The following is a 15,745-nucleotide window of genomic DNA, read 5'->3' as shown; positions in this document are numbered from 1 at the left end:
AAATTATGATTTTCTTTTTGCTTTCGATTGGCGAAAGTTAGCCTTTTTTCTTTTATTTATGCTCTCAATTGTGTTTTTCTTTAACCCTTATGTCTTAAAGGTTAATAGTATGTTTGAGCTTTGGCTATATACATCGATTTATTTGTCATTTTTCTTTCTGGGCTATAAAGCTTTACTATATCGATTTAAATGCCCTTACTGCAAGTCATCACTGCAAATGCAATCAAAAAAAGTTTTAAAAAAACATTTATGCTGTTCAAGATGCGGAATAAAAATAATAAAGCGGATAGATACTTAAATTTAGGCAGCTTAGATTTGCGCATGAGCGACGAAAATATGGCAGACGACATCAACAAAGCGATTAACTCAGGTGGCTATGTGATTGTCCTTGAAAAAGCCGTTGATGGCGATGGTGGCGATGGTGGCGATGATGGCAATGATGGCAATGATGGCGATGGTGGCGATTAACTCAGGTGGCTGTGTTTTAGTTATTAGAAAAATAAAATCAATTTGTTAGCTTGATTGACAATTGGGTTAGCTGATTTGTAAGACAAAATAGGTGATAACAATATAGCGGAGCAGTTTGCCTATCGTGACTAAAATGACAAAAGCAACCCACGGCACGCGCAATACGCCAGCAACCAACGTCAATGGATCGCCAATCACAGGTACCCAAGCAAAAAGTAACGCAACTAACCCCCATTTTTGATAGCGAATGCGTGCCTGACGTAGTGAATTTTCAGCGCGTTGCAGCCATTTATTTAACTGGGTGTTAGTTAGTTGTTGCGATCCCCAATAACCAATGAGATAGTTGCAGAACGACCCCAATACATTACCCGTTGTTGCTGTGAGAACGAGGCTAATCGCAGGCAAACCTGCTAATAGGAGTGAGCTTAGCACCAACTCAGAACTGAGAGGTAATAAGGTTGCCGCCAAAAACGCAGCGATAAAAAGCCCTATATGACCAAGCTCGACAAAGTAATCCATATGTAGTAACCCATACTCAGAATCCATGCTTAATTCACCTGCCTCAAATGTGGTATCTGAGGCAGGGTGCATTTAATATGAGCCATATTGATTGCATTAATTGGCGTACTGTTGTTCGCCGTGTGTTTTGCAGACGATTATGGGGTTAAGACTCGCCAGTGCTAGGGGCTGTGTTACCTGTTGTGTTACCCGTTGCATTGTTATCTGCGCTGTTGGATTGAGATTTTTGGCGTGGCTGATTGGTCCGTGATTGATTGGGGCGTGGCTTGTCATTGCGTGGTTGTCCCGCCTTTGACTGCCCTGTTTTTGACTCCCCTGTTTTTGACTGATTGGTTCGAGATTGCCCCGTGCGTGATTGTCCAGTGCGTGATTGTCCAGTGCGTGATTGTCCAGTGCGTGATTGTCCAGTGCGTGATTGTCCAGTGCGTGATTGTCCAGTGCGTGATTGTCCAGTGCGTGATTGTCCAGTGCGTGATTGTCCAGCGCGATTTGGGCTGGGTTTTGATTTTCCTTGGTGTTTGGGCTGGGGGACGAATTCGGGTGTTGGTTGGACATCGGCTAACATGTCATCAGTGATGTTTTCGCTTTGGATTTTTGCGCCGAGTTTTTCTTCAATTTCAGGCAAATGGTAGGCGTAATCTTCGCAGCAAAAACTAATCGCCATCCCCGATTTACCAGCGCGTGCCGTGCGACCAATTCGGTGAATATAGTCTTCAGGGTGTTGTGGCAAGTCGTAATTAAAAACATGGCTAATGTCATCGACATGCAGTCCACGGGCGGCGACATCGGTGGCGAGTAGAATGTTTTTTTCGCCTGACTGGAATGCTTTGAGTAATTTTTCTCGTCGGTGCTGTGACACGTCTCCCGACAATTCGGCAACATTAAAACCATGGTGGCTCAGTGTATGTGCGAGGCGTTCTAATACGTGTTTGGTGTTGACAAAAACGATGGCTTTTTCAGGCGCTAATTGCTGTAACTGCCCAATCAGTAGCGGTGTTTTCTCAGTATTTGCAACATGGTACATGCGTTGGGTTACTTGGTCGGCGGCCTGTGTGGCGGACTCGATTTCGATGAGTTTTGGACCATTTAAGTACTCGTAGGCGAGTTCTTGAACGCGATAAGTAAAGGTGGCCGAAAAAATCAGGTTAAGTCGCTTATCTGCTGCAGGCATTGTCTTGAGCAAATAACGAATATCAGAGATAAAACCTAAGTCAAACATTCTATCGGCTTCATCTAGGACAAAACAGTCAATATTTTTTAAGCTAAACAACCGCTGCTTAAATAAATCAATAATGCGCCCCGGTGTGCCGATAATAATATCGGGTTGAGACTCGCTAAATTCGGCTTTTTGTTGATCGTATTCTTTGCCGCCATAAATTACGACGGGGCGAAGCCCTGTATAGCAGCCGATTTCCAGGGCATCTTCGTAGATTTGCGCCGCGAGTTCGCGCGTGGGCGCCAAAATAAGCCCCCACGGCCCTGTCTCATTGGGTTGGACCGGGTTTGTCATGAGATAATGATAAACGGCAATGAGAAAGGCAGCTGTTTTGCCTGTGCCTGTTTGCGCCTTGCCTGCAATGTCGTTGCCTGCCAGTGTTAACGGTAGCGTTTTGGCTTGTATGGGGGTGCATTGTTGCCATTTTTTTTGCGCCAGTGCCGCTTGTAGTGCAGGGTGTATTGGTAAATGAGAAAAGTGAAGTGGATTTTCAGTCGTCGTATTAATTTTTTTGTCCATAGATTTGTCGTTAGACCGCCACTAGTCAAGCATTTTAATCAAGCATTTTAATCAAGCATTGGATGCTTTTTGCGTGTATGCTATGGCGTAGTGGCAGTGTCGGGTTTAAAATAAAGTGGTGAATTTTGTTGATTAATTAACCACGGTGGTCAGTAATGCGTCTTTTATGGTGTCTAACTTGCCGATCGAGCACATCAATCATGTCATCAATCGCTGCGTACATATCGGGTTTGCTTGAATCTGCGTGAATGGTATTGCCTGCTAATTGTAGCGTGGCTTCTGCTTTTTGGTCTAGTTTTTCGACTTTTAGTGTCACGTTTACGCTAATGATTTTATCGTGGTGACCTTCAATACGGGCCATTTTATCAGTCACATAGTCTCTTAGTGCATCGGTAACTTCAACATGGTGGCCAGTAATATTGAGATTCATATTTTTCTCCTCTGTTAATGAATAAAAATCACGGTAAAATTAATTTATATTGACTCAGTATAACCTAAATTTTGCGTTTGCGCTCACTTGCGCTTGGAATTCCCAAGGATTCTCGATATTTTGCAATGGTTCTTCTTGCAATATCAATTTGTTGTTCTTTTAATATTTTTTCTATTTTGGCGTCGCTGAGTGGTTTTTCTGACGGCTCTGTTTCGATTAATTGTTTTATTTTGGCTTTGATTTGGTTTGCACTCATTCCTGCCGTATCTGGGTCGGCGGCATTGATATTTTGTTGGTGTGGTGGTTGATGGTGTGGAGGTTGATGGCGTAATAAGTCTTGTGTAAAAAACGTCCGCATTTCGATTAATTGCTGTGAAAAACTCAAATATTTGCCGTTGACTGCGCGCGACACGGTTGATTCGTTGATATTTAGCTGCTCGGCTATGGCTTGCATCGTGAGTGGTTTTAACGCACTGGGGCCGTCAATGAAATAGCGCTGCTGAACCGCTACAATTGCATTAGCTACGCGTAAAATGGTGTGGTAGCGTTTGTCTAGGGCTTGTAAAAACGTGTTTGCTTCTTGCAATTGTGCCGTGATAAAGTGCTTTTCATCGCCCTTGGCAGTATTTGTCAGTGCCGCATACGTGGCATTAATCCCTAAATCAAAGCGTACATCAGGGTTGGTCGTCGCAAAATAGACACCCAGGCGACGATGTACATAAACATCTGGTTTGATGGTGTCGGCTGTTGCTGTCTCGACACTATTCGGGTAGGGCTGTAATGTGCGAATGAGGTCGAGTGCGGTTTGGTATTCGGCGGCGCTAATGGCTAAACGTTGCTGGATTAAGGTGGGTTTGACTTCGATGTAATCATAGTATTGGGTGAGCATTTCATGGGCATTGATTACGGCTTCGTTGCAGTCAGGCAAGCTGTGTAACTGCGCTAATAAACACTCGGCAATCGTTTGGCTGGCAACACCAGGTGGGTCGAGGTGCTTGATGATTTCAATAACCGTTTGAATGGCTGCCTCTGAATAACCCGACATGTTGGCAAGCGCGCTGGCGGATTGACTCAAAAAATAGCGGCTATCAAGGTTTGCCAAAATGAGACTCGCGATTTTTTGCTGGCTATTATCGAGTGGTGCGAGGGCAACGGCAGACTCTAAACGGCTGTCAAAGCTAACGCTTGCAGCAACCCAGTCATCATGAAAATGTGAATCTTCTGTGCTGGTCGCGCTGCTGGTTTGGCTAAAATTATCGGCTGGGTGGTCATCGTAAAGGTCTTGCCAGTTGGCATCGATGTCCAGCTCGGCGGGTAGGCTATCGAGAATCGCGTCGTTTTGCAAATCCACAGGTTCGCTATGCGCATCTGATAGCATCGTGTCATGGTCTCTAGTATCACTGTCCCGAATGTCATTATTCCAAGCGTCGTTATCCCAAGCGTCGTTATCTGCCTCAAAATCTGACGGCTGATTGGTTAATTCAAGCATGACATTGCTATCGATAATGTTAGCTACCGCTTGTTCCAAGCCTTGTTGGTTAAGCTGAAGGACATGAAGGCTTTGCTGTATTTGTGGGGTGAGCGTGAGTTGCTGAGATTGCTTTAGCGTTGTGCCTGTGCTCAGCTGGTTGCCTGTGCCCTGTGTGATTGGCTTGCGCATTCGACGTCACATTGGCGTTATGTGAAGTGAGCAATGATACCCATGATATCCATGCTATCCATACAGACAGGCGCATTGGCATGCTTATTTGCGTGCGCGTTGGTATGCGCGTTGGTATGCGCGTTAGTATGCCAGTTGACGTTATTAGGTACTTTCATGGCTACGGTTAGGGCCAATGCTCCAAAGCTTCTCTAATTCATAAAGTGCCCGTGTTTCAGGTTTCATTAAGTGGACGATAACGTCACCTAAATCGACTAAAATCCAGTTGCGCGAGTCTTGGCCTTCTGTCGATAACGGTGGGCTGCCGGCTTTTTTGGCATCGATATGCACTTGGTCTGCCATGGCTTTTAAATGGCGGTCTGACGTGCCACTGGCGACAATCATGTAATCGGCGAAACTCGCCTTGTTGCGCACGTCAAGGACGGTGACGTCTTGTGCTTTGAGGGTTTCTAGCGCCGTTAAAGCCAGGTCTTTTAATGCGTCAGGTGACAAACGTTCTGTTATCATTATCGTGTTTCTCCGTTACCTAAAATTATATATTTTTCTGTGGTTAAATCAGCGACGCCAACAGGGCCGCGGACATGTAATTTATCTGTGCTAATGCCAATTTCAGCGCCTAGCCCATATTCAAAACCATCGGCAAAACAAGTCGGTGTGTTGACCATGACAGAGGCAGAGTCAACGCGATTTAAAAATTGGTTTTGCTGACCAATATGTTCGGTGACAATGGCATCCGTATGGTGCGAGCCATAGGTGTTGATGTGCTGGATAGCCGTGTCAATATCGTTGACAACGCGAATCGATAGTTTCGCGTCTAAGTACTCGGTATGCCAGTCTATTTCATCGGCGGTCATTAAGCCAAAAGACTGCGCTGTTGCCGCATCTGCGACTAGCGAAACGCCCGCGGCATGAAATTTGTCGATTAAGGTTGGCAGGACTTGGTCTTGTTGTTTTTGATGGACTAACAGCGTTTCCATAGCACCACAAATCCCGTAGCGATAGGTTTTGGCATTAAATGCCACGGCAATGGCTTTGTCGCTATCGGCGTATTCATCAATATACACGTGGCATATCCCATCGAGATGTTTAATAACGGGGATTTTGGCTTGTTCGCTAATGACTTTGACCAGGCCTTTGCCGCCGCGCGGGATGACGACATCAATCAATCCAACTGCATTGAGCATTTCGTTGACCGCTTGGCGATCCGTCGTATCAATATATTGGATAATGTGATTGTCTAACGCACTGTTTGCCAAGGCCGTTTGGATACAGTGTATGATAGCTTGGTTAGAATGAAATGCTTCGCTACCACCCCGTAAAATACAGGCGTTGCCAGATTTTAAGCAAATAGCCGCCGCATCTGCGGTAACATTAGGACGTGATTCATAGATAATGCCGATAACGCCAATGGGTGTTCGCATTTTGCCGACTTTAAAGCCGCTAGGTACGGTGTGTAATGCTCGAATACTGCCTATCGGGTCGGGTTGTTTGGCGATTTCTCGCATACCAGTGACCATCGCATCAATGCGAGCTGGCGTCAAGCTAAGGCGATCCAATAGGGCAGGGCTTAATTGGTTGGCCTTGCCTTGTTCGATGTCTTTTGCGTTGGCGGCTAAAATCGCATTTGATTGCGCGCTGATTTGGTCCGCCATCATGAATAAAGCGCTTTGGCGTGCTTCGGCGGTGTTTTCGCGCATTTTTTCTGCGGCGGCTTTGGCTTGTTGGGCAATTTGCTGAATGTGTGCTTTAATATCCATGCTGACGATTGTTTACGGTTTTGTATTGTGCCTATTGTATTGTACTTTATTGTAAACGATATTCGGCTTGTTCGTTTTGCGCTTATTCGTTTTTAGTTTGCTTATTTCGCGGTGTTGTCGCGGTGTTGCTGTGTTATTGTCGCGGTATTTATGGCATGAGTATACTACAGTTTGATAAGGCAGAATAAATTTATCTATTGATTTTGTAACAATGAATACCAAAGACTCCCCAACATTTGATGAAGCACATTTTCTGCAAAACACCAGTACTTACCCTGGTGTCTATCAGATGTTGGATGCGGCCGGTGATGTGCTGTACGTTGGTAAAGCGAATAATTTAAAAAAAAGACTCACGAGCTATTTTAGAAAACCAGGATTGTCGGCTAAAAATCAATCGTTGATGTCACAAGTCGTTCGTATTGAAACCATTGTCACGCACTCAGAAACCGAAGCCTTGATACTTGAGAATAACCTCATCAAACAGTTTCACCCCAAATATAACATCTTATTACGCGACGACAAAACCTACCCGTATATTCATTTGACGGATGATAAATTCGCGCGATTAAAATTTTATCGTGGCGCACGGCGTTTGCCAGGTCGTTTTTTTGGTCCTTATCCCAGTGCGCAAGCCGTTAAAGAAACACTGGATATCATGCAAAAAGTGTTTCGTATTCGTAATTGTGATAATACCTTTTTTAAAAATCGGACGCGGCCTTGCTTGCAGTATCAAATCAATCGCTGTACAGCGCCTTGCGTCGGTGTCGTTGACCAAGCTACTTACCAGCAACAAATTCATGATGCAGTGGATTTTTTAGAGGGGAAAAACGCCGATTTATTATGGCGAATCGAGCAAAAAATGACTGCCGCCGCCGCTGAACAGGCCTATGAAACCGCGGCTTTTTACCGTGATCAATTGCAGAGTTTGCGGCGCGTGCTTGAAAAACAATACATCACTAACGAAAAAGGTGATGCAGATGTCATTGCCGTTTGTCGAGAAGCAAGCATTGGTGCCGTTGTCCAAGTTTTTTATTACCGCTCTGGGCGTAGCTTAGGAACACAGTCTTATTTCCCCAAAGTTCGCGCCGATGATAGTGAAACGGAAATATTGCAAAGCTTTATCGAACAAATCTATTTTGACAAAGCACCGCCCAAAGAAATCATTGTGAGCCACCCTGTGCCACACGCACAGTGGATTCAAAATTTCTTCAAAGATAAGTTTAACGCAACGACCAAAATTGTTTCTCAGCCAAGGCAGTATCGTGCGAAGTGGCTGGGCTTGGCGCTGGAGAATGCCAAGCTATCCATTCAACAGCAAAAAGTCAAAAAAATGACATTAAATGCTCAGTTTGCGGCGTTGACAGACTTGTTGGGGTTAGCACAGCCGCCACAATTAATGGCCTGTATTGATGTGAGCCACACCATGGGCGAGGCTACCGTGGCGAGCTATGTGGTCTTTGATCAAAATGGCCCCAAAAAATCCGATTATCGTCGTTATAACATCGACACGGTCACCAGCGGAGACGACTATGCCGCGATGTTTCAGGCACTCACGCGACGATTTTCACGGTTTAAGCGCAATGCATTGCTCGGTGATGAGCGCTGCCCAGATATTTTATTTGTCGATGGTGGAAAAGGGCAGTTTAATGCCGCCAAGGCGGTGTTGACGGCGCTGGATATGCAGACCGTCGTGCTTATCGGTATAGCCAAAGGCAGTGACCGCAAAGCAGGGTTAGAACGGTTGATTATTCAATCGGTTAGTAAGCAAGTTCAACTGCCTAGTCACCACCCCGCATTACACTTGATTCAGCTGATACGGGATGAATCGCATCGATTCGCGATTATGGGGCATCGTAAAAAGCGGGATAAAGCGCGGCTGACATCTGAGTTAACTGCAATCGAAGGAATTGGTGAAAAAAAACGCCAAACTCTGTTACAATATTTTGCAGGTATTAAGGGCGTTAAACGAGCGAGCGTTGAAGAGCTCGCCAAAGTGGACGGAATTAGCGTTCATCTGGCTCAAACTATTTACGACTATTTCCATGATTAAGGAGATAGTCAATCACCCATCGAGACGAACAATGAATGTTGCTTTGCAGTTAACTTTTTTTCGCGTATTTCTAGTTCCACTGTATTTATTGGCCTTTTTATGGGATTTTCCTGGCAATCATTGGGTGGCGTTTGCGATTTTTTCGCTGGCTTCTGTCACGGATTTCTTTGATGGTTATATTGCCCGTCGATTCAACCAAACCTCCAAACTCGGCGCGCTACTAGACCCTGTGGCCGATAAGTTGCTGATTGCTATTGTCTTGCTGTCATTGTTATTAAAACATAGCGAAGGTATGGCTGGTTTGTTTTTGTTAATTTGTACGGCGATTATTATCGGGCGAGATATTTTAATCTCGGCACTGCGTGAGTTTATGGCAACACTGAATATTGGCGATGCGGTAGCCGTCAAATATATTGGCAAATTAAAGACCACGGTACAAATTTTGGCCTTGGGCTTTTTGATTGTTTATAAGCCAGTTTGGATTTTGCCCAATGCCATGATTGGCTATGTTTTATTAGGGCTTGCGGCCATATTAACCGTTTGGTCGATGGTTGATTATTTCCGTGCAGCACTGGCCAGCCTTCAAGCAAAAGACATCGATATTTATAAATAAAGTAACCGCTAACTAACGATAACTGTTTACGCGTTTGGCCTCGATTTTATGACCATTCATGTGGCGCTATACCAGCCCAAAATTCCGCAAAATACGGGGAATATTATCCGTTTTTGCGCCAATACAGGTATTCAGTTACACCTGATTCACCCGCTGGGTTTTGTATGGGATGACAAGCGTTTAGCAAGAGCGGGGATGGATTATATTGAATACGCAACGGTGCAACACTATGCCAGTTGGCCGATTTTTTTGGACAAAACGCAGCAGCATCGGCGATTTATTGTGACAACCAAAGGACAGCAGTCGGCGTATCGTATGACTTTTCAGCCTGAGGACATGTTAATTTTTGGGTCTGAAGATGCGGGTATTGCCATCGACGATATGCGCTCAATTCACGACGACCATTGGTTGCGTATCCCAATGCAGGCGAATTCACGTAGCATGAACCTGTCAAATACGGTTGCAATGCTAGGTTACGAGGCGCTAAGACAAATCGGACTGGCGCAGTGCGGACTTGACTGACATCAACGGGCGTTTAGTGCCGGGCGTTTAGTGTCGCAGTTGTTATTCGCTTCGCATTCGTTATTTGTTTCGCAGTTGTTGAACCCTGTTTTTGTTGCTGTTTTTATGGCTATTTCGTGTTTCTGTTTAGTCCGCGTGGCTAACGTGTTGCTCAATATAAGCCACAATATCAGCGGATTCGTATAACCATTGGATACTGTCACCATGATCGATGCGCAGGCAAGGGACTTGTGTTTTGCCACCGCCTTGTTTTAGCGCGTTGTATGCGGACTGATCACGGTGAATATTGTGTTGGGTGATATGTATTCCTAAGTCGTCTACGGTATCGAGTACCCGCAAGCAATAAAAACAACTGGGTGAATAATACAAGGCGAGTTGCTTAGGCTTGATTTGGTTTGACTGAGTTTGATTCATGTTGGTCTGTTAGGGTTGTTGTTAAAGTTGCTGTATGGTTGATATTTCGAATATTGGTGGCTATGCGACGTGTGATGCTCCGTGTGATAGGACCTGTCGGGTATCTAGGTCGTTGCGTTGCGGTTAAATGGATGCGGTAATTTTATCATGCTATCGGCAAAAGACAATCCTTAAAAGCGCGCGTTAACAGGCGACCTGTCGTATGCGGATAGTATATACCGCGTTATATATAGTGCAGCCCATAACTAAAGCCCATAACTAAAGGCTATACTGAAATTGATGCTTAGGTTAAGGTTTTTTTTTGCAATTGTTTGCAATCATTGTCCCAACGACTTCAATAAGCTGATAAAATTAATAATCAATAACGCAATTACAATAACGAACCCATAGCCCACTTATTTTTGAGGTAATTAGCATGCACAACCAACCGTTTTATAATCAAATTCAAGCCACACTCGCCGACATTGACGCGCAAGGACTGACCAAACATGAGGTGTCGATTACGTCGGAGCAGTCGGCCCATATCCAAACAGCGGTAGAACCACAGCGACAATCGGTGGAGATGCTAAATCTCTGTGCAAATAATTATCTGGGGCTAGCAAATGAACCGCGCTTGATTGCCTCGGCTAAAAAAGCCTTAGACGAAAACGGCTATGGCATGGCGTCGGTAAGGTTTATCTGTGGAACGTCATCACTGCATCATGCGTTAGAGACACGGTTGGCGAATTTTTTGCAACAAGATGCTTGTATTCTATATTCTTCGTGCTTTGATGCCAATACGGGGCTATTTGAAACACTGCTGGGTGAGCCTGATGCAATTATCAGTGATAGCCTAAATCACGCCAGCATTATCGATGGTATTCGATTATGCAAGGCAAAGCGCTATCGCTACCAAAATAATGATATGCAGGATTTAGAAACACAACTCGCCGCAGCCAAATCCGCACACGCACGGCATATCATGATTGCCACCGATGGGGTGTTTTCGATGGATGGAACGATTGCGAATTTGCCTGTGATCTGTGATTTGGCGGCAGCGTACGGTGCATTGGTGATGGTTGATGATTCGCACGCGGTTGGCGTGTTAGGCGCGCAAGGTCGCGGCTCGATTGAGCATTGTGATGTGATGAATCGCGTCGATATTGTGACGGGCACATTGGGTAAGGCGTTGGGTGGTGCATCTGGTGGCTATGTTGCCGCCAGCGCCAGCGTTGTCGAATTATTGAGACAGCGCTCTCGCCCTTACTTATTCTCAAATGCGCTGGCGCCGATGATTACGGCAGCATCATTGACCGCATTGGATATCGTAGAAGCCGAGCCACAGCGCCGACAAACGTTGCAGCGCAATGCCGAACAGTTTAGCAGTGCATTAACCCAAGCAGGGTTTGATTTGGCAGGCGAGGGGCACCCCATTATCCCGATTATGGTCGGCGATGCCAACCGCGCACAAGCTTTTTCTCAGGCGCTTGCTTCGCAAGGGATTTTAGCATCGGCGTTTGCTTATCCTGTTGTGCCAGCAGGTAAAGCGAGAATTCGTACACAGATGTCAAGTGCGTTTGATGAGAATACGCTGGCACAAGCGATTGCAGGGGTTATCGCGGCGGGAAAATCGGCTGGCATTATCGCTTAGCATGATTCATTATTGCTAAGCATTATTGGCTAGGCGCTACGAGAACGGGCGCTACGAGAACGGGCACTGCGAAGGCGCGTTTTGCGGTAGATTATTGCGATGGGTTATTGCGGTAGGTATTTAGGGATGAATTTGAACTCATGGTCTAGCTGTAGGCGCAGACGCTGATAGTCTTTGCTTTCTCGTATCGTGACGATTAAATCCTTGTAAGTTGCAAAAAACTGTTGAATCATATGATTGATGATTTTGTCGCAGTCGATATGCACGATGGCGGCTTTAATCATCGATGCCTGCATTAATAGCTCAACGCATAAGGTTTGGTGGTCATTTGTTTTTGTTATTTGGGTTTGTTGCCAAAACAAGTGATTGCTCGGTGTATCTTTGTAGCCATAGAATAACAACCAAGCGCGATAGGCGTTGTTGTTATCATCATGGTTATTATCATGACTGGCATTATTCGTTTTGGCACCAAATTGACCGCGCAATCTACTGTTTTTAGCCATTTTTTTCATGGAAAAGCGTTAATATTTTTGTTGCACTGATTATAACAAATTACACCATTTTCGTGCGGCTAATTAACGGTATTGCCATTACAATTTGTTAATAGCAGTATTAAGCAATATTCTTACAAAAGAAGGCGATTTTTTGTTACTGGTTTTATTTAATGCTTTTATATTAATTGGTTGAATGAAAAAAAGCGCCAAAAAATGGCGCTTAGTCGGTTGCTAATTAGTAGTAATCAGTGCTAATCAGTATTAATTACATGTTAGAGTAATTAGGGCCAGAACCGCCTTCAGGTGTCACCCAGTTAATGTTTTGTGCGGGGTCTTTAATGTCACAGGTTTTACAATGTACGCAGTTTTGTGCGTTAATTTGTAGCATTTTTTCACCGGCTTCGTTAGCCACGATTTCATACACGCCTGCAGGGCAATAGCGCTGAGCAGGCTCGTCAAACTTGGCTAGATTATAAGTGATTGGTTTTTGTGCGTCTTTGAGCTGCAAGTGCACGGGTTGATTTTCATCATGATGGAGTGATGCCAAATAAACTGACGATAATCGATCAAAAGTAAGCGTACCATCGGGTTTTGGGTAGTTGATTGTTGGCGCACTATCGGCAGTATCTAGCGTACTGTAGTCAGGCTGTTTGTCGCGCAGCGTCCAAGGCAGCTTGCCTGCGAACAAATTGATGTCAATAAAGGCATAGGCGGAGCCTAATAAATTACCCCATTTATGCTGCGCAGGCCCAAAGTTACGTTGTTTGTGTAATTCTTGGTACGCCCATGAGGCTTGGTAGGCCGTTTCGTATTCGCTAAGCGCATCATGAGAACGACCATTAGAAATGGCAGTGAATAAAACCTCAGCCGCAATCATACCCGATTTCATTGCTGTATGGGAGCCTTTGATTTTGGCAAAATTTAAAGTGCCTGCATCATCACCGATGAGCAAACCGCCAGGGAAATACATTTTTGGCTGCGACTGAATACCGCCTTTGGTAATGGCACGCGCGCCATAGCCGATGCGCTTGCCTTGGTCTAAGTGTTTTCGAATAATGGGGTGTGTTTTATAGCGTTGCATTTCCTCAAAGGGAGAAACATGCGGGTTACGATAGGACAAATCTGTAATTAATCCAATCGAGACTAGATTGTCACCAAAGTGGTATAAAAACCCACCGCCCGCACTGTTTGATTCGCTGAGCGGCCAGCCTGCCGTGTGGATTACTAACCCGGGTTGATGCTGTTCAGCGGGGATTTCCCAGACTTCTTTGACGCCGATGCCGTAGTGCTGAGGGTCTTTATCAGCATCCAGCTGAAAATGGGCAATGAGCTGTTTACCTAAATGGCCGCGACAACCTTCGGCAAAAACGGTGTATTTGGCGTGTAGCTCGATGCCAGGCTCAAAACTGGCTTTTTGTTGTCCCTCAATGTCTATGCCCATATCGCCCGTTGCGATACCATACACTGCGCCGTCAGCATCATATAAAATTTCCGCGCCTGCAAAGCCTGGAAAGACATTAATGCCCAAATTTTCCGCATATTCGCCTAGCCATTTCACTAAATTGCCAAGAGAGACAATGTAGTTGCCCGTATTGTGCATCGTCTTAGGTACTGCCCAGTTGGGGATGCGGGTCGCTTTCTCAGCGGATTTTAAGAGGCTGATTTCATCGTGTTTAACGGCCGTATGAATGGGCGCATCTAGTGTTTGCCAGTCTGGAATGAGTTCGTTGAGCGCGGTGGGCTCAAAGACCGCACCCGAGACAATATGTGCGCCGATTTCAGCGGCTTTTTCAACGACACAAATCTCAATATCTTGTTGGTTTTTATCTGCCAGTTGTTTGAGTTGGATGGCGGTGGCGAGTCCTGCTGGGCCAGCACCAACAATAACGACATCAAATTCCATTGCCTCACGTTCGACTGTCATAATAGATACCCCTTTGGTGATAAATATAAAAAATAAATAGGCTAAAAAATGCAAAATGCCTTTGTAAGCTGACTATTGTAATGCAAAAAGCCCACAAATTTTATAATAAAACTGCCATTTTATTGACCATTTTATTGACTATTTTGTGCGATTGCGCCGATGCGCGATCGTAACGGCGATGATTAATGGTCATGGCGAATTAAATAAAGTGGATTAAATAATGTGCATCAAAGGGTGATTATTAAAGGGTGATTATTAAAGGGTGATTGCTAATTCGAGGTTGCGACGGGGTATCGCAATAAAAACGATAAAACGACAAAAAACGACAAAAATTCATAAAAAAAGGAAGCTTAAAAGCTTCCTTTTGCAGGTGTTAATCCACCAGCAAAGGTGGATTAGTTAATTGTTTTATTTATATTTTATTTGGCTTTTATTTAGCGCTTAGGGCTTTTTCATCGAGAATTTTTCGCATGTCTTCTGCTGGGACAAAGCCTGGCTGTAGTTCACCATCTTCAAAAATCGTGGTAGGTGTTGCGTTAATGCCAATATCTTGACCGAGTAAAAATTGCTCGATGACCTGATTGCCATCGCAAGTTGCATCTGGAATTTGCTTATTCTTTTTGGCTTCATTCATGGCTTGAGCTTTGTCGTCGGCGCACCAGATTTTTTGCATGTCTTTCTGCGCCTGTGAACCCGCGCCTGCCCGTGGGAATGCCATGTATTTGACCGTAATGCCTTGGTCGTTAAATTCTGCTATTTGCTCATGCAGTTGGGTGCAATAGGGGCAAGTTATATCGGTAAAAACGGTGATGCGGTATTTTTCCTCTTTGGCTTGGTAGATGATTTTGTCACTGTCATCAATGCTGGCCACCGTTTGTTGGCGCAGGGCGTTTTTTGTTTTTTCAGTATGGCTAAATTTCTGCTTTAAATCATAAATATCCCCTGTGATGACCTTTTCGCCGTCCTCGGATAGATAGACAATTTGGTTGTTGATTTGGACTTCGTAAATACCAGGAATAGCCGATTGGGTGACAGACTTTATTTCAGCGCTTGGGTTTAAGCTACTGTTTAATAGATCTAAATTTGGTTTTTCTTCGCTGTGCGCAAGGCCTACTAGTAACAAGGCAGAGAGGGCGATGAGTTGTTTTTTCATGAGTAACATCCTATGAGTTTTTGATTATTTGCTCTCATTATACGGGATGAAACCGCGTTGAAGTGTCAAAACCATGAATTTTTTTGGCAAACTGGGGTTGGAGCAGTGTGGAGTGGGGTGTTTGAATGTGTTTTGTAGGCGCTTGGATGTGCTTTGGCGACGCTTGGAATAGGGTCTAGTATGAGGGCTAGGATGAGGGGCTGGGATGGGGTCAAATAGAGGGAGTGGCGGAGAAAGAGGGATTCGATATTGTCATTTAGGCTATTGTTATTTAATAATATAAATTTTAATTTTAAATGCTGTGTTACTTAATGTGTTGCTATTACTTAAAGTGATGTTGTTAGATTTTCTATTTTAATGAAAGAAGAGCTAGAAG

Annotated in this window: 16 protein-coding genes; 5 read left to right on the top strand and 11 right to left on the bottom strand. The window is 44.7% G+C overall.

What is annotated here, in order from left to right; all coding sequences use genetic code 11:
- Nucleotides 1-321 precede the first annotated feature (321 nt).
- On the top strand, nt 322-468 hold the full coding sequence (locus tag GCU85_RS10015) for a hypothetical protein (protein ID WP_218110603.1): 147 nt from the start codon (nt 322-324) through the stop codon (nt 466-468).
- A 66-nt stretch (nt 469-534) separates the two neighbouring features.
- Here GCU85_RS10015 and GCU85_RS07355 read toward each other — a convergent pair whose 3' ends face one another.
- The 7 genes from GCU85_RS07355 to GCU85_RS07330 form a co-directional block, all read right to left on the bottom strand.
- Complete coding sequence (locus tag GCU85_RS07355) at nt 535-1,059, bottom strand: YqaA family protein (RefSeq protein ID WP_218110602.1); 525 nt, start codon at nt 1,057-1,059, stop codon at nt 535-537.
- A 73-nt stretch (nt 1,060-1,132) separates the two neighbouring features.
- Entirely contained in the window at nt 1,133-2,722 is a 1,590-nt protein-coding gene (locus tag GCU85_RS07350; protein WP_218110601.1) for a DEAD/DEAH box helicase, read from the bottom strand.
- A 136-nt stretch (nt 2,723-2,858) separates the two neighbouring features.
- Entirely contained in the window at nt 2,859-3,152 is a 294-nt protein-coding gene (gene hpf, locus GCU85_RS07345; protein WP_152810539.1) for a ribosome hibernation-promoting factor, HPF/YfiA family, read from the bottom strand.
- A 64-nt stretch (nt 3,153-3,216) separates the two neighbouring features.
- Nucleotides 3,217-4,812: an RNA polymerase factor sigma-54 gene (gene rpoN, locus GCU85_RS07340; RefSeq protein ID WP_152810538.1), complete on the bottom strand. Its 1,596-nt coding sequence runs from the start codon at nt 4,810-4,812 to the stop codon at nt 3,217-3,219.
- 17 nt (nt 4,813-4,829) lie between these two features.
- Nucleotides 4,830-4,970, bottom strand: a complete 141-nt coding sequence (locus tag GCU85_RS10010; protein WP_218110600.1) for a hypothetical protein — start codon at nt 4,968-4,970, stop codon at nt 4,830-4,832.
- Nucleotides 4,957-5,319: a ribosome silencing factor gene (gene rsfS / locus GCU85_RS07335; RefSeq protein ID WP_268965684.1), complete on the bottom strand. Its 363-nt coding sequence runs from the start codon at nt 5,317-5,319 to the stop codon at nt 4,957-4,959. Before rsfS ends, GCU85_RS10010 begins: the two co-directional genes overlap by 14 nt.
- The gene (locus GCU85_RS07330; protein WP_152810537.1) at nt 5,319-6,569 is read right to left on the bottom strand and encodes a glutamate-5-semialdehyde dehydrogenase; all 1,251 of its coding nucleotides are present in this window, start codon (nt 6,567-6,569) and stop codon (nt 5,319-5,321) included. Before GCU85_RS07330 ends, rsfS begins: the two co-directional genes overlap by 1 nt.
- Before the next feature lie 211 nt (nt 6,570-6,780).
- Between GCU85_RS07330 and uvrC the strand changes: the two genes are divergently transcribed.
- From uvrC to GCU85_RS07315, 3 genes are read left to right on the top strand one after another with little or no spacing between them, the layout of a single operon-like run.
- Nucleotides 6,781-8,619: an excinuclease ABC subunit UvrC gene (gene uvrC / locus GCU85_RS07325; RefSeq protein ID WP_152810536.1), complete on the top strand. Its 1,839-nt coding sequence runs from the start codon at nt 6,781-6,783 to the stop codon at nt 8,617-8,619.
- 31 nt (nt 8,620-8,650) lie between these two features.
- On the top strand, nt 8,651-9,232 hold the full coding sequence (gene pgsA, locus GCU85_RS07320) for a CDP-diacylglycerol--glycerol-3-phosphate 3-phosphatidyltransferase (protein ID WP_152810535.1): 582 nt from the start codon (nt 8,651-8,653) through the stop codon (nt 9,230-9,232).
- Between the two features lie 48 nt (nt 9,233-9,280).
- Complete coding sequence (locus GCU85_RS07315) at nt 9,281-9,754, top strand: tRNA (cytidine(34)-2'-O)-methyltransferase (protein WP_152810534.1); 474 nt, start codon at nt 9,281-9,283, stop codon at nt 9,752-9,754.
- Nucleotides 9,755-9,880: 126 nt separating this feature from the next.
- On the opposite strand, the gene GCU85_RS07310 is transcribed toward GCU85_RS07315, so the two are convergent.
- Complete coding sequence (locus GCU85_RS07310; RefSeq protein WP_152810533.1) at nt 9,881-10,168, bottom strand: glutaredoxin family protein; 288 nt, start codon at nt 10,166-10,168, stop codon at nt 9,881-9,883.
- Between the two features lie 415 nt (nt 10,169-10,583).
- On the opposite strand from GCU85_RS07310, the gene GCU85_RS07305 reads away from it, so the two are divergent.
- The gene (locus GCU85_RS07305) at nt 10,584-11,798 is read left to right on the top strand and encodes a glycine C-acetyltransferase (RefSeq protein ID WP_152810532.1); all 1,215 of its coding nucleotides are present in this window, start codon (nt 10,584-10,586) and stop codon (nt 11,796-11,798) included.
- 104 nt (nt 11,799-11,902) lie between these two features.
- Here GCU85_RS07305 and GCU85_RS07300 read toward each other — a convergent pair whose 3' ends face one another.
- The 3 genes from GCU85_RS07300 to GCU85_RS07290 form a co-directional block, all read right to left on the bottom strand.
- The gene (locus GCU85_RS07300) at nt 11,903-12,310 is read right to left on the bottom strand and encodes a hypothetical protein (protein WP_152810531.1); all 408 of its coding nucleotides are present in this window, start codon (nt 12,308-12,310) and stop codon (nt 11,903-11,905) included.
- Between the two features lie 247 nt (nt 12,311-12,557).
- Nucleotides 12,558-14,216: an electron transfer flavoprotein-ubiquinone oxidoreductase gene (locus GCU85_RS07295; RefSeq protein WP_218110599.1), complete on the bottom strand. Its 1,659-nt coding sequence runs from the start codon at nt 14,214-14,216 to the stop codon at nt 12,558-12,560.
- A 430-nt stretch (nt 14,217-14,646) separates the two neighbouring features.
- Entirely contained in the window at nt 14,647-15,369 is a 723-nt protein-coding gene (locus GCU85_RS07290) for a thioredoxin fold domain-containing protein (RefSeq protein ID WP_218110598.1), read from the bottom strand.
- Nucleotides 15,370-15,745 lie beyond the last annotated feature (376 nt).

The organism is Ostreibacterium oceani (assembly GCF_009362845.1).
In the GTDB taxonomy this organism is placed as follows: domain Bacteria; phylum Pseudomonadota; class Gammaproteobacteria; order Cardiobacteriales; family Ostreibacteriaceae; genus Ostreibacterium; species Ostreibacterium oceani.
The sequence above is the reverse complement of the archived record's forward strand: the minus strand, read 5'-3'. Positions and strand labels throughout refer to the sequence as shown.